Origin of the sequence: Thermoactinospora rubra (genome assembly GCF_002093975.1) — a bacterium.
GTDB lineage: Bacteria > Actinomycetota > Actinomycetes > Streptosporangiales > Streptosporangiaceae > Nonomuraea > Nonomuraea rubra_A.
The window spans coordinates 1-13,397 of record NZ_MSZZ01000068.1 but is presented as its reverse complement, the minus strand read 5'-3'; the positions used below and the strand labels follow the sequence as shown (position 1 = coordinate 13,397).

Below are 13,397 nucleotides of genomic sequence, written 5' to 3'. Positions count from 1 at the left end.
GCTACGAGAAGTATCGCCTCGGAGTGACCACCAGCATCTGGTCGATCTGCTCGTCGCTCACACCCGAGGCGCGCAGTGCGGGGAGCACGTCGTCGTGTATGTGATCGTAGCGCCAGTTGGGTGCGGCCGTCTGGCGGGTCTCCTCCCACGCTCCGCCGAAGTAGTCCATGAAGCAGGCGGCGTCGTGGCTCAGCACGATCCGGTCGGCGTAGCCGCGCTCGCACAGCGCCGCGATCGTCGCCACCCGCTGCGGCGTGGGGTTGTACAGGTCGAGCCCGAAGCGGTCCATGCCGAGGATCGCGCCGGTGTCGGCCATCCGCATGAGGTAGTCCAGGTCGTTGGAGTCGCCCGCGTGGCCCACGACGACCTTGGTGAGGTCGACGCCCTCCTTTGCGAAGAAGTCCAGGGCGAGCAGGCCGCTCTGGGTGAAGGAGTTGGTGTGGACGGTGATGGGCGCGCCGGTGCGCAGGTGGGCCTGGGCGACGGCGCGGCAGATCCGCTCGACGCCCGGGGTCAGGCCCTTCTGCTCGACCACGCACTTGAGGAAGGCGGCCTTGACCCCGGTGTCGGCGATGCCTTCGGTCAGGTCGCGCACGAAGTCGTCGACCATCGGCTCGGGCATGTCGACCAGCAGCCCGGGCCCGCGATGCTCGTACTGGTGCGGGACCTCGTCGTAGCTGTACAGGCCGGTGGCCGGGATGATGTTCAGCTCCGGCACCTGCTCGTTGATCCGCTGGATGCGCGGGATGTACCGGCCCAGGCCCCAGACCGTCGGGTCGGCGATCGTCGTCACGCCCTTGGCGGCGAGCGCCCTCAGCTTCTCGACGGCGTCGGCGACCCGGGCCTCCTCGTCCCACCACGCGCCCTTGCCGTAGTTGTCCAGGTGCTCGGTCGCCAGGACGAAGACGTGCTCGTGCATGAGCGTCTGTCCCAGGGCGTCGACGTCGACGGGTCCGCGGACGGTGTTGACGGTCGGCATGCTGGCCTCCATACCGGCTGGTCGGTTTGGCGTACGGTAGGCCCGCCGTACCGGCCGAGTCAACGCCCCAGGCGCGGAAACAGCGACTCGGGGCGCGGCAGCCGTACCCCGTCCACCTGCGCGTGCACGCGCGCCGCCGCACGCGGCAGGAAGGGTTCGAGCTGGACGGCGAGCGTACGGCAGGCCGCGACGAGCGTGCCGAGCGAGGCCGAGGGGTCGGGCTGCTTCCACGGCTGGGCGCGCTCGGCGAAGGCGTTGGCCTCGGTCACGATCGCCCACACCGCCGCCGTGGCGCGCCGGAAGTCGAAGTCCTCCAGCGCCTCGTGGACCCGCTCCCCGGCCTCCGCGCAGGCGGGCAGCGTCTCCCCCGGCTCGGGGACCAGGCCGTCCAGACGGCGGCGCACCAGCGTGACGACGCGGTTGACCAGGTTGCCGACGCCGTTGGCCAGGTCCTCGTCGTGCCGGGCGATCAGCCGTTCCTCGGTGAAGTCCACATCTCCCACCTTCGGCGGCTCCCGCAGCAGCCACCAGCGGACCGCGTCGGAGCCGTGGGCGGCGACCAGGGCCGCCGGATCCGCGCTCGCCCCGCCCGACTTGCTGATCTTGCGCCCGCCGATCGTCAGGTAGTCGTGCACGACGATCTCGGTGGGCAGCGGCAGGCCCGCCGACAGCAGCAGCGCGGGCCAGTAGACGGCGTGGAAGCGGATGACGCCCTTGCCGACCAGGTGCGTCTTGCGCGGCTCGCGCACCCACCACCGCTCGTAGTCCTCCAGGCCGGTCACGTAGTTGGCCAGGGCGTCCCACCAGACGTAGATCACCTGGGACGGGTCGCCGGGTACCGGGATGCCCCAGCCGCGTGCGCGTTCGGCGCTGCGCGAGATGCTGATGTCCTCGATCCCGGACCGCAGGAAGGCCAGCACCTCGTTGCGCCGCACGGCCGGCTCGATCCGCAGCTTGCCGGTCTCGACGAGGTCCAGCAGGGCGTCCCGGTAGCGGGAGAGCCGGAAGAACCAGTTGCGCTCCGAGACGTGCTGGAGCGGCGCCTCGTGCCCGTCGGGGCAGGGCCCGGCGGGGTAGAACTGCTCGCAGCCCACGCAGTACAGGCCCTCGTAGTGCCTGGTGTACAGGTCGTGCTCGGTGGCCTTCCAGAGGCGGTGGACGCCCTCGCGGTGGCGCGGGTCGGCGCTGGTCCTGATGAAGGAGTCGAAGCTGAGGTCGAGCACGCCGCGCAGGTCCTCGAAGGCCCGGGCGTTGCGGTCGACCAGCTCGCGGACACCGATCCCGGCGGCCTCGGCGGCCAGGACGTTCTTGAGGGAGTTGTCGTCGGTGCCGGTCTGGAAGCGCACCGGCTCGCCGCGCCGCCGGTGGTGCCGGGCCAGGACGTCGGCCTGGACGATCTCCAGGGCGAAGCCGAGGTGCGGGCGCGCGTTGACGTAGGGGATGGTCGTGGTGATGTACATCGGGTGCCTCCCACGGGGCCCCGCGCACGAGGAGAGGCCCCGGCTCGCAGGGCCTCTTGTGCTCGACGACGACGGCGAAGGGCCCCTACGGGGCCATCATCACCAGGTGGGTCTTCTGGGCCGTCGTCATGGGATCAAGGATAGCGCCTCAGGCGAAGCCGGCGAGCTTGTACAGCACGAGCGAGCCGGCGACGGCGACGTTGAGGCTGGCCCCGGTGCCGATCATGGGGATCTCCACGGCGGCGTCGAGCAGGTCGAGCGCCTCGGCCGGGATGCCGTGCGCCTCGTGGCCGAGCACCACGACCGTCGGCCGCCGCGCCATGGGCAGGCCGGCCAGCCGTACCGCCTCCTCGGCCAGCTCGACGCCGAGGACGTGGTGGCCTCGCTCGCGGCACTCGGCGAGCCAGGGCAGCGGCCGGACCCAGTGGACGCAGGCCCGGTGCCGCAGCGTGTTGCCCTTGGCCAGCGCCTCCGGCACCCAGGGCAGCCGGGGTACGGCCAGGCACGCGCCCACGGCGTCGCAGGTGCGCAGCAGCGTGCCGAGGTTGGCGCCGTGCATGGGCCACAGGGGTGCGGCGATGAGGTGGCCGAGGCAGGAGGGCGGGCGGCGGCGCCGCTGGGCACGCAGGTCTCGGCGGGTGCGGACGCTGATCCCGCTCATGCGCGGGGGCGGATTCCTTCCGCTGGAGTCTTCATGCGAAGGGCGCTTGGCGGTGCGCCCGGACCATCGACGGGGAGATCTCCATGCTAGCGCTTGAGCAGCCACGCCAGGACGCCCACGGCGAAGACGGCCAGCCCGGCCAGCACCGAGGCGACAGGGAGGGTGAAGGCCAGGCCGACGCACAGGACGACGCCGAGCACCGGGACGGCCTTGGCGGGGGCGCCCTCCTCGCGGGTGAGCGTGAAGGCCGAGGCGTTGGCCACCGCGTAGTACAGCAGGACGCCGAAGGAGGAGAAGCCGATCGCACCGCGCAGGTCGGCGAGCAGGACGAGGGCGACGACGGCCAGGGCGACGGCCAGTTCGGCGCGATGCGGGACCTTGCGGACGGGGTGGACGGCGTCGAGGACGGCCGGCAGGTCGCGGCGGCGGGCCATGGCCAGCACGGTGCGGGAGACGCCGAGGATCAGCGCGAGCAGCGCGCCCAGGGAGGCGACGGCCGCCCCGGCGGTGACCAGGAGCGGCAGCCAGCCGATCCCGGTCTCGCGGGCGAGGTCGGCGAGGGGGACCTGCGAGGCCCCCAGGCGGTGCGGGCCCAGGACGGTCAGCGCGCTGTAGCCGACGAGGGCGTAGACGGCCAGGGTGACGAACAGGGCGATGGTGATGGCCCGGGGGATGGTCCGCGCGGGGTCGCGCACCTCCTCGCCCATGGTGGCCACGCGGGCGTAGCCGGCGAAGGCGAAGAACAGCAGGCCCGCGCCCTGGAGCACGCCCCAGGCGTCCACCTCGCCGCCGGAGTACCGGAGCCCAGGTTCGAGCCCGGGGTTCAGGACGGCGGCGGCCACGACGGTCGCCAGGACGGCCAGCACGAAGACCACCATGACGCGGGCCGCCAGGGCGGAGCGCTGGACGCCGAGCAGGTTGAGCGCCGTGAGCGCGACGACGGCCCCGGCCGCGAGGGGCCGCGCCAGCTCCGGTGCGACGTAGGCGCCGAACGTCAGCGCCATCGCCGCGCACGAGGCCGTCTTGCCGACGACGAAGCCCCACCCCGCCAGATACCCCCAGAAGTGCCCCAGCCGCCGCGTGCCGTACACGTAGGTGCCGCCGGACTCCGGATACAGGGCCGCCAGCCGCGCGGACGAGGTCGCGTTGCAGTAGGCGACCACGGCGGCCAGCGCCAGCGAGGCGAGCAGCCACGGCCCCGCCGACCGGGCCGCCGGGCCGTAGGCCGCGAAGACGCCCGCCCCGATCATCGCCGACAGCCCGACGAAGACCGCGTCGCCCGTTCCCAGCCTTCTGGCCAGCGTGCCCGCCACCGCTCCCCCCCTCACCGCCGGACTCCGGACAGCCGCCACTGTGCCGCACCCGGGTGACGTCCGGGTGAACGATCACCCGGCGAGCTCGACCACCACGTTGGTGGACTTCACCACGGCCACGGCGACGACACCTGGCTCCAGGCCCAGCTCGTCGCAGGCCTGCCGGCTCATGAGCGACACCACGCGGAACGGCCCGGCGGCGATCTCGACCTGCGCCATCACGGTGTCCTTGACCACGTCGGTGACGATGCCGCGGAAGCGGTTGCGCGCCGAGGACAGGCCCCACCCGGTCTCGGTGTCCACCTGGGATCTGGCGAAGGCGGCCAGGTCCTTGCCCGGGATGACGCGGTGGCCGTGCTCGTCGCGCCCGGCGCTCAGCCGCCCGGCGTCGATCCACCTGCGCACCGTGTCGGGGCTCACGCCCAGCAGGGAGGCGGCCTCGCCGATGCGGAACTCGGTCACCGCGTCATCCTCGCACACGCCCGGGCGGGCGGGCTCACTCCGGAGCGGGCACGACGAGCACCGGCCGCCTGGCGTGGTGCAGCACCCGGTCGGAGGTGCTGCCCAGCAGCAGCGACCGGACGCCGCCCAGGCCGCGCGTCCCGGTCACGATCAGCGTGGCGTCCAGCTCGTCGGCGACGTCCACGATGGTCGACCACACGGCGGACACGCTGTCCTCGTAGCGGGCGGTCGCCTCCAGCCCGGCCTGCCTGGCCAGCTCGGCGCCCTGCTCGGCGAGCCGGGTCAGCGCCTGCCGTACCGCCTCGTCCTGGGCCGTGGTGTCGACCGGCACCATCAGGCCCGCCGGGGCCAGCATCGCGGAGGGGGCGGGCCGCTCGCCCACGGTCAGCACCACGGCACGCTGCCCCTTGGCCAGGCCGCCCGCGAAGCCGATGGCGGCCTTGGCGTCGTCGGACCCGTCGTAAGCGATCAGTATCGTCATGTCACGCCTCTACCCAGGCGGTACGGCGGGCCACCCGCGACCGGGGAACGCGCAGCATGGACAGGCCGACCAGGGCCAGCAGCCCGAGCTCGGTCACGACGACCACGCGCTGGGTCACGCCCGCCGGGATGTCGGCGTTGCTGAGCGGCACGCCTGCCATCCTGACCACGTACGGCACGACCACCAGCAGCAGGGCGGCCAGGGCGGCCAGGCTGAGCACCTTCAGGCCCCTGGCGAAGCGGGTACGGGCGCGGGCGAGCAGCAGCCCGGCGACCGGCATGGCGAGGAACGCGGCGAAGGCGGCGTAGCGGTGGATGCCGCCCGACAGCGACAGCGGCACGCCGGGCCGGTCGGTCGGGAAGGCGCCGATCAGGAACATGCACGCCCCCCACGCCGCGACCAGCAGCACCACCCTGCGGTCGGCGCCGCCGCGCGCCAGCGCCGCGGCGATGAGCGCCGATCCGACGGCGAACAGGGTGAGCGAGGTGGGCAGCAGCCAGCCGATGGAGTGGAAGGCGTACTCGCTGATCAAGGTGTGCACCGGGTCCAGCCCCGCGCCGGTGTGGAGCGTGAGCATGGCGCCTGTCCCGGTGCCGATGGCGGCGAACCCACTGGCGAGCAATCCCTTCATGCCTCAAAGGTCGCCAACCGGCGACCTCGGGACATCGGAGATCGTCCCTGATCCTGCCTTATGAATCCCTTACGACCTTCGGACGGCCATCCGGCCTGACCTGCGAAGACGACGACCCTGGTAGGGCTGTCCCCCTCAGGGTCGGTCAGGGTTCCCCCGATGCCTGCGCATCCATGACCGGCACGTCTGTCACCGGCACGTCGAAGTAGGTCCGCACCACGGTCAGCCCCTCGCGGGTGTGGATCCTGACCAGGTCGCTGAGCAGGTTGACGATCAGCAGCCCCCGCGAGCCGGCCTTGCGGGGGTCGACGGGCCGGCGTCCGGCGAGCGGGTCGGTGATGTGCCCGCTGTCGGCCACCTCGCACACCAGCCGGTCCTCCTCGACCCACACCCGCAGCGTGCCTGAGCCGCCGCCGTGGTCGAGGCTGTTGGCCCCCAGCTCGGCGATGACCAGGCGGATGTCGTCGATCCTGGTCCGCTCGAACCCCAGCCTGTCGGCCCGCCCGGCGGCCAGCTCGCGGGCGTCGGCCAGGTTGGATCGGTCGAAGCGGAGCATGTCGGCCCGCTCGGGCTCGGGAAGGGGGCGGTTGTGGCCGTCGACGACGGTCAGCGGCGCGTAGCCCGCGGTCCGCTCGCGCCCCCACAGCTCGGGATGGGTGCGCTCGGACTCCTCCAGCACGGCCGGATCGAGCCCGTCGGCGTCGTAGGGGCACAGGATGGTCACCTGGCGGCCGGCGAAGGCGAGGTTGATCAGCGCCTCGTGCTGCCCGCAGGCCGGCAGCTCGGCGGCGGTGCGGCCGGGCCAGATGGGCTCGCCGATGATGCGCACCCGCCTGCCGGGGTGGCGGTCGGCGAAGTCGCGCAGCACGGCCGGGATGATGCGCCCGGGGTTGCGCCCGGCCTGCCACATGTCCAGCATCCGCACGCGCTCGGCGTCGGGGCCGAGCTCGGCCTGGATCAGCTTGAGGTTGGGCCGCGGGACCGCCACCGCGACCGGCTCCCCCGCCTCGAGCCCCTCGCGGATGAACGCGGTCGTGGCAACCGCGTACTCCCGCTCACCCCTGTAGTAGAGCGCGGGATGCACGAACGGCTCGGCCATCATCAGCGCCACGTTACCCCTCCTGCCCCCCGGTGGGGGAGACAGTCCTTCGTGAACCGGCCTGACCTGCGCACTTACCCGGGGCCCGGAGGCCGCCTCTCAGCGCTGGCGCGCCGCCGCCAGGTAGCTGCTGGCGTACCGCAGCCACCGCACGTAGCAGCCGGTGACGAGGGCGTCGGGCGCGGGCAGCCGCAGCCGGCCGGTGAGCTCCGTCGCGGCCAGCCTGGCGGGCCTGCGGACGACGCGGGCCCGCGCCCGCTCGTAGGAGCGCAGGTCCTCCAGCGACCGGGCGAGCGCCCAGGCGTCCTCGAGGGCCTGGTTGGCGCCCTGGGCCATGGCCGGCGGCATGCTGTGCGCGGCGTCCCCGGCCAGCGTCGTCGGCCCCCTGCCCCACACGCCGGGGACGGCGTGCCGGTAGTGGGGGAAGAACTCGGCCTCCTCCAGCGCCGCGAGGACGCCGGGGACCGGGCCGGCGTACCCGGCGAAGCGCTCCCTGATGGCGCCGACCGGGTCGGGGTCGCCGGCCCAGAGCGGCTCGCCCGGCGCCGAGCGGACGTCGAACCACCACAGCAGCCGGTCCCGGCCGGCGGGCGCCAGGCCGCACAGCCCCTCCGGGCCGACGATCAGCGTGACCTCCTCCCCGTCGGCCCCCTCGACGTAGCCCTGCCAGGTCACCCAGCCGCTGAGCCGGGCCGGGTCGTCGCCCCAGACGGCGTCGCGCACCACGGACCGGCGGCCGTCCGCGCCCACCAGCACGTCGCCGTCCACGGCGCGGCCGTCGGCCAGCCGCAGCCGCGCCCGGTCCGGCTCCACGGCCGAGACGGCCGCGCCGTACTCGACCCGCAGGCCGTCGGTGAGCTGCTCGATCAGCTCGCTGCGGGCGACGTGCACCGACGGGTGGCCGTAGGCCCGCTCGGCCCGCCGCAGGTCGATGCGGAACAGCTTGCGGCCCCGCGCGCCGTAGGAGCTCATGGCGGTCAGGCGGCGGCCCGAGGCCGCGGGGTCCACGCCGAGCTCGCGCAGGATGGCCACGCCCGCCGGCCACAGCGTCACCGACCCTCCGGAGGTGCGCGGCTCAGGAGCCTCCTCGAAGACCCGCACGTCGCGGCCCGGCAGCGCCCGCGCCACGGCGAGCCCGGCGATGCCCGCGCCCGCGACGAGGACGCCGGCCTTCCTGACGCTCACGGTCTCTGCTACGCCACCGCCTCGCGCCTAATCGGTGATCTTCGCCGGGTCGATCTCCGTCACCTTGCCGACGATGAGCCGGTTGACCACCCACAGCGCCACGCCGATGCCCACCAGGATGGCCGCGCGCAGGTAGACCTCCCCCGAGCGGCCGGTGACCGGCAGGGCGAGGAACAGGCAGACCACCGCGCCGAGGGCGGGCGCCCAGGTCGGCGCCCGGTAGTGGTCGTGCTCGACGCGCTCCCTGCGCAGCACCAGCACGCAGACGTTCACCAGGGAGAACACCAGCAGGAGCAGCAGCACGGTGGTGTCGGCCAGCGGGGTGATGTCGGCCGCGGTGACGACCAGGACGGCCGCGATGGCCACCGTGAAGACGATGGACACCCACGGCGTGGCCCGGGTGGGGTGCACGACGCCGAAGACCGGCGGGATGATGCGCTGCCGCGCCATGCCGTACACCAGCCGGGACGCCATGATCATGTTGATCAGGGCGGTGTTGCCGACGGCCAGCAGCGCTATGGCGGCGAACAGCTTGGGCGGGAAGGCCAGGCCCGCGACCTTGACGACCTCCAGCAGCGGGCCGGAGGAGGCCATGAGGGTCTGGGTGTCGACCAGCATGGTGGCGGTGAAGGCCACGGCCATGTAGATGAGGGAGGCCACGATGAGGCCGCCGAAGAGGGCCCGCGGGAAGTCGCGCTGCGGGTCTTTGGCCTCCTCGGCGAGGTTGACCGAGTCCTCGAAGCCCAGCAGCGCGTAGAAGGCCAGGGCCGTGCCGCCCAGCACGCCGAGCACCGCGCCGGTGGCCGGATGGAACTCCAGCGCCCTGCCCGGCTCGCCGTCGCCGGTGAACAGCGCGTAGAGGCCGATCGCGACGATCACCAGCAGGCCGAACGCCTCGATGAGGGTCAGCGCGACGTTGACCTTCACCGACTCCGAGATGCCGATGAAGTTCACGATCGTGACGAGCGCCAGGAAGATGAACGCGCCCACCACCACGGGCAGCGTCACGAACTCGGCCAGGTAGCGTCCGCCGAAGGCGCGGGCCGCCGCGCTCGCCGAGGTGATGCCGCTCATCATCACGGTGAACGCCACCAGGAACGTGACGAACGGGATCTTGAATGCCTTGTTGGTGTACAGCGCCGCGCCCGCCGCGTGCGGGTACTTGCCGACGAGCTCGGCGTAGGAGGTGGCGGTGAGCGCCGCCAGCACGAACGCCACGAGGAACGGCAGCCACAAAGCGCCGCCGACGTGCCCCGCGACCTTGCCGACCAGCGCGTAGATGCCCGCCCCGAGGATGTCGCCGACCACGAAGAGCAGGAGCACCTTGCGGCCGATGACGCGCTTCAACGACGGCTGTTGCGTCTGACCCTGGACCATGTCCTTGTCGTACCCAGGATCGCCATGCCGATGTTGGTGAAGTGAAAGCGTGGATCAAGTGATGGTCAATAATGTCCCTTCATCGCAAATCTCGTGAAGAAGGACTCACCCCCAATGAAGATCAAGATCGGCCTCGCGGCCGCCGCCCTCGTTCTCGCCGGCCTCACCACCGGGTGCGGAGCCTTCGGCCAGGCCGTCGACTGCAACGCGGTCAGCAAAGAGGTCACCGAGATCATGTCCGCCTACAGCACCTCGCTGACCGCCTCGATGAGCGACCCGCAGAAGGCCGCCGAGGCCATGGAGAAGAGCGGCAAGGAGGCCGCCGACAAGCTCAGGGCCCTGGCCGCCAAGCACGACGGGGAGCTCGCCGCCGCGGTGAACGACCTGGCCGGCGCCATGGACGGCATGAAGGTCGACGCCGCGAACCCCAGCGGCATGAACGACGCCATGGCCAAGGTGCAGAGCTTCCAGACCAAGATCATTAGCGCCTGCAGCTGATGACCAGGCGACCGCCGCACCGGCTGTCGGGGGGGCAGCCGGGTGCGGCGGTCGCCTACGCTTGATCTCCGTGACGACGACCGGAGCCGCCCCGCACCGCCTCTGGGTCGGCCTGACCGCCCTGCTGGCCGCGGCGCTGTACTCCCTGCTGGGTCTGGTCAAGCTCGCGACGTTCCGCGCCACGACCTTCGACCTGGTCATCGTCGACCAGGCGGTGCGCAACTACGCCAGGTTCAGCGCCCCCCACGCCCCCTCCATCGGCGTCTGGCACAACAGGGGGCTGGACTACCTCCAGGTCGCCGACCACTTCTCCCCCATCTACGCGCTGCTCGCGCCGTTCTACTGGATCCACGACGGCCCGGCCTCGCTCATCGTCGCCCAGGCACTGCTGTTCGCCGCCGCGATCCCGTTCCTGTGGATGTACACCCGCAGGGTCCTCGGTACGGCTCCCGCCTACCTCGTCTCGGTGGCCTACGCGCTGTCGTGGCCGGTCGCCCAGGCGGTCAACTTCGACGCGCACGAGGTGATGTTCGTCCCCGTGCTGACGGCGATCATGATCGAGCGCTACCACGCCGGGCGATATATACCGACATATGCGGCGATGGTGGGTCTCCTCCTGGTCAAGGAGGACATGGGGCTCATGGTGGCGGGCTTCGGCCTGTACCTGCTGGTCACCGGCGACCGCTGGCGGGGGCTCGGCGTGACCGGCGTCGGCCTGGCCTACACGGTCCTGGTGCGCTCGGTGCTCATCCCGGCCGCGGGCGGCAGCCAGGAGGACTTCTGGGCCTACCACCACCTCGGCCCCGACGCCGGGAGCGCGATCGTGGCCATGCTCAAGGACCCCCTCGGCACGCTGCTGCTGCCCTTCAGCGCCGAGGCGAAGGTCGACACGATCGTCCTGCTGGTGTGGCCGACGCTGCTGCTGTGCCTGCTGTCGCCGCTGTCGCTCATGGCCCTGCCGCACGTGCTGGAGCGCATGCTGAGCGACCGGGAGCCGTGGTGGCAGGCCGACTACCAGTACAACGCCTTCACCGTGGTGATCCTCTTCTGCGCCGGGGTCGACGGCCTGGCCCGGCTGCTGCGGTGGCTGGGCCGCGAGAACGACCCGGCGCTGCGACTGGCATGGGCGACCGGCGTGCTGGCCGTGGCGCTCACGCTGGTCCCGCGCTTCGCCTTCGACCAGCTCTACGACCGCGAGTTCTACCGGGGCGACCCGGTCAAGGTCGCCGCGGCCCGCGAGGCGGTCGCCAAGGTGCCCGACGGGGCCCTCGTCGAGGCGGTCAACTACGCCGGGCCCGCGCTCACCGGCCGCGCCACGGTGCTGCTGTGGATGCCGCACTCCAACCACCCCGCACCCTGGGTGGTGGCCGACACCCAGCGCTGGGAGTTCCCGTTCGGCTCGCTGGAGGCGCAGGCGCAGCGGGTCGAGCAGCTCCTCGCCGAGGGCTACCGGAAGGTCTTCGAGCGCGACGGCGTCGTGGTGCTCCACAAGCCCTGACAGGCCCTACGCGGTCGGCCCGGCGAGGCTCCAGCCGGGGGCCTCGACGCGGGCCGTACACGAGCCGGCCTCGACCGGCTCGCCGCAGTGCGCGCACGTCACGACCGCCTCCAGGACCGCGCCACACCGGTGCTCGACCACCATCGCGGGCCGGTCCACCAGGTGGCGGTCGCCCCACTGGCGCAGCATGTGCAGGACCGGCTGCAGGTCCAGCCCGGCCTTCGTGGGCCGGTACTCGTAGCGCGGCGGCCGCTCGCTGTAGGGGACCTTCTCCAGGATGCCGGCCTCCACCAGGCGCTTCAGCCGGGCGGCCAGGATGTCGCGGGGCGCGCCGATGTTGCGTGCCATCGCCTCGAAGCGGCGCACGCCCAGGAACACCTCGCGCAGGACGAGCAGCGAGTACTTCTCGCCGATCACGGTCAGGGCCTCGGCGATCGAGCAGGGGCGAGCCATGGCCCCAGCCTACGTTGGATTTCCAAACCCACAGAGCTAGACTACATCCAGTTTTCCAACTGACTGGAGGTCACGATGCGAGACGCGGTCATCGTGGAAGCCGTGCGCACGCCGACCGGCAAGGGCAAGCCCACCGGGGCGCTCCACCCGGTCCATCCGGTGGACCTGCTCGCCCACACCCTGCGCGCCCTGGTCGAGCGCGGCGGCGTGGACCCGCAGGCCGTCGACGACGTGATCGGCGGCTGCGTCGACCAGGTCGCCGAGCAGGCCATGAACACCACCCGCCTGGCGTGGCTGGCCGCCGGGTTCCCCGAGACCGTCCCGGCCGTCACCGTGGACCGCCAGTGCGGCTCCTCCCAGCAGGCCGTCCACTTCGCCGCCCAGGGCGTCATGTCCGGCGCCTACGACCTGGTGATCGCCTGCGGCGTGGAGTCCATGAGCCGCGTCCCCATGTGGTCCAACGTCCCGCCCGGCGCCGACCCCTTCGGCCCCGCCCTCGCCGCCCGCTTTCCCGAGGGCCTGGTCCCGCAGGGCATCAGCGCCGAGCTCATCGCCGCCAAGTGGTCCATCAGCCGCGAGCAGATGGACGCCTTCGCCCTGTCCTCCCACGCCAAGGCGGCCGCCGCGCACGAGGCCGGGCTGTTCGCCGACGAGCTGGTGCCGGTCGGCTCCCACGACAGGGACGAGTCCGTACGGCCCGGCACCACGATGGAGGCCCTCGCCGCCCTCAGGCCCGCCTTCGCCGACCCCGGCTACGCCGAGCGCTTCCCCCAGATCGAGTGGTCGGTCACCGCCGGCAACTCCAGCCCCACCAACGACGGCGCGGCGGCCGTGCTGATCACCACGAGCGAGATGGCGGCCCGGCTGGAGCTGCGCCCGCTGGCCCGCCTGCACAGCTTCGCCGTCACCGGCTCCGACCCCCTGCTCATGCTGACCGGTGTCATCCCCGCCACCGAGAAGGTGCTGCGCCGCGCCGGGCTGCGCCTGGAGGACATCGACCTGTTCGAGGTCAACGAGGCCTTCGCCAGCGTGGTGCTGGCCTGGCTGCAGGAGACCGGCGCCGACCCGGCCAAGGTCAACGTCAACGGCGGCGCCATCGCCATCGGCCACCCGCTGGGCGCGAGCGGGGCGCGGATCATGACGACCCTCGTCAACGCCATGCGGCAGCGCGGCGCCCGCTACGCCCTGCAGACCATGTGCGAGGCGGGCGGCCTGGCCAACGCCACCATCCTGGAGCGGGTTTGACATCCTCCCTCGCCTGAAGGCGGGGGATTCCAACCGTCACACCTATGCAGAATGG

Annotated in this window: 14 protein-coding genes; 3 read left to right on the top strand and 11 right to left on the bottom strand. The window is 72.5% G+C overall.

Going from position 1 to position 13,397, the window contains the following annotated elements; all coding sequences use genetic code 11:
- Position 1: 1 nt before the first annotated feature.
- The 10 genes from BSB02_RS35795 to BSB02_RS35750 all read right to left on the bottom strand — a co-directional run bounded on the left by BSB02_RS35795 (position 2) and on the right by BSB02_RS35750 (position 9,648).
- Positions 2-979: a phosphotriesterase family protein gene (locus BSB02_RS35795; RefSeq protein ID WP_084965440.1), complete on the bottom strand. Its 978-nt coding sequence runs from the start codon at positions 977-979 to the stop codon at positions 2-4.
- A gap of 59 nt (positions 980-1,038) precedes the next feature.
- On the bottom strand, positions 1,039-2,439 hold the full coding sequence (gene metG / locus BSB02_RS35790; RefSeq protein ID WP_084965439.1) for a methionine--tRNA ligase: 1,401 nt from the start codon (positions 2,437-2,439) through the stop codon (positions 1,039-1,041).
- Positions 2,440-2,587: 148 nt separating this feature from the next.
- A complete protein-coding gene (locus BSB02_RS35785; protein ID WP_084965438.1) occupies positions 2,588-3,100 on the bottom strand; it encodes a TrmH family RNA methyltransferase in 513 nt (170 codons plus the stop codon).
- A gap of 86 nt (positions 3,101-3,186) precedes the next feature.
- Positions 3,187-4,428, bottom strand: coding sequence for an APC family permease (locus tag BSB02_RS35780; protein WP_276206388.1), 1,242 nt, complete (start codon positions 4,426-4,428; stop codon positions 3,187-3,189).
- A 57-nt stretch (positions 4,429-4,485) separates the two neighbouring features.
- The gene (locus BSB02_RS35775) at positions 4,486-4,875 is read right to left on the bottom strand and encodes a TOBE domain-containing protein (protein ID WP_084965437.1); all 390 of its coding nucleotides are present in this window, start codon (positions 4,873-4,875) and stop codon (positions 4,486-4,488) included.
- A gap of 34 nt (positions 4,876-4,909) precedes the next feature.
- Complete coding sequence (locus BSB02_RS35770; RefSeq protein ID WP_084965436.1) at positions 4,910-5,356, bottom strand: universal stress protein; 447 nt, start codon at positions 5,354-5,356, stop codon at positions 4,910-4,912.
- Position 5,357: 1 nt separating this feature from the next.
- On the bottom strand, positions 5,358-5,987 hold the full coding sequence (locus tag BSB02_RS35765) for a DUF998 domain-containing protein (protein ID WP_084965435.1): 630 nt from the start codon (positions 5,985-5,987) through the stop codon (positions 5,358-5,360).
- A gap of 145 nt (positions 5,988-6,132) precedes the next feature.
- Positions 6,133-7,089, bottom strand: coding sequence for an anti-sigma factor RsbA family regulatory protein (locus BSB02_RS35760; RefSeq protein WP_084965469.1), 957 nt, complete (start codon positions 7,087-7,089; stop codon positions 6,133-6,135).
- Positions 7,090-7,185: 96 nt separating this feature from the next.
- Complete coding sequence (locus BSB02_RS35755) at positions 7,186-8,271, bottom strand: FAD-dependent oxidoreductase (protein WP_084965434.1); 1,086 nt, start codon at positions 8,269-8,271, stop codon at positions 7,186-7,188.
- A 27-nt stretch (positions 8,272-8,298) separates the two neighbouring features.
- A complete protein-coding gene (locus tag BSB02_RS35750) occupies positions 8,299-9,648 on the bottom strand; it encodes an APC family permease (protein ID WP_084965433.1) in 1,350 nt (449 codons plus the stop codon).
- Between the two features lie 114 nt (positions 9,649-9,762).
- On the opposite strand from BSB02_RS35750, the gene BSB02_RS35745 reads away from it, so the two are divergent.
- Positions 9,763-10,146, top strand: coding sequence for a hypothetical protein (locus BSB02_RS35745; RefSeq protein WP_084965432.1), 384 nt, complete (start codon positions 9,763-9,765; stop codon positions 10,144-10,146).
- A gap of 70 nt (positions 10,147-10,216) precedes the next feature.
- Positions 10,217-11,644, top strand: a complete 1,428-nt coding sequence (locus tag BSB02_RS35740) for a DUF2079 domain-containing protein (protein WP_084965431.1) — start codon at positions 10,217-10,219, stop codon at positions 11,642-11,644.
- 6 nt (positions 11,645-11,650) lie between these two features.
- Here BSB02_RS35740 and BSB02_RS35735 read toward each other — a convergent pair whose 3' ends face one another.
- Positions 11,651-12,097, bottom strand: a complete 447-nt coding sequence (locus tag BSB02_RS35735; protein WP_084965430.1) for a winged helix-turn-helix transcriptional regulator — start codon at positions 12,095-12,097, stop codon at positions 11,651-11,653.
- A 75-nt stretch (positions 12,098-12,172) separates the two neighbouring features.
- Here BSB02_RS35735 and BSB02_RS35730 point away from each other — a divergent pair, with 75 nt between their 5' ends.
- Positions 12,173-13,342: a thiolase family protein gene (locus BSB02_RS35730; protein WP_084965429.1), complete on the top strand. Its 1,170-nt coding sequence runs from the start codon at positions 12,173-12,175 to the stop codon at positions 13,340-13,342.
- The last annotated feature ends 55 nt before the right edge of the window (positions 13,343-13,397 follow it).

Coding starts and splice junctions, on each gene's coding strand:
- BSB02_RS35795 (WP_084965440.1), bottom strand. CDS start 979: ATGCCGACCGTCAACACCGTCCGCGGACCCGTCGACGTCGACGCCCTG.
- BSB02_RS35770 (WP_084965436.1), bottom strand. CDS start 5,356: ATGACGATACTGATCGCTTACGACGGGTCCGACGACGCCAAGGCCGCC.
- BSB02_RS35735 (WP_084965430.1), bottom strand. CDS start 12,097: ATGGCTCGCCCCTGCTCGATCGCCGAGGCCCTGACCGTGATCGGCGAG.
- BSB02_RS35750 (WP_084965433.1), bottom strand. CDS start 9,648: ATGGTCCAGGGTCAGACGCAACAGCCGTCGTTGAAGCGCGTCATCGGC.
- metG (WP_084965439.1), bottom strand. CDS start 2,439: ATGTACATCACCACGACCATCCCCTACGTCAACGCGCGCCCGCACCTC.
- BSB02_RS35760 (WP_084965469.1), bottom strand. CDS start 7,089: ATGATGGCCGAGCCGTTCGTGCATCCCGCGCTCTACTACAGGGGTGAG.
- BSB02_RS35765 (WP_084965435.1), bottom strand. CDS start 5,987: ATGAAGGGATTGCTCGCCAGTGGGTTCGCCGCCATCGGCACCGGGACA.
- BSB02_RS35745 (WP_084965432.1), top strand. CDS start 9,763: ATGAAGATCAAGATCGGCCTCGCGGCCGCCGCCCTCGTTCTCGCCGGC.
- BSB02_RS35730 (WP_084965429.1), top strand. CDS start 12,173: ATGCGAGACGCGGTCATCGTGGAAGCCGTGCGCACGCCGACCGGCAAG.
- BSB02_RS35785 (WP_084965438.1), bottom strand. CDS start 3,100: ATGAGCGGGATCAGCGTCCGCACCCGCCGAGACCTGCGTGCCCAGCGG.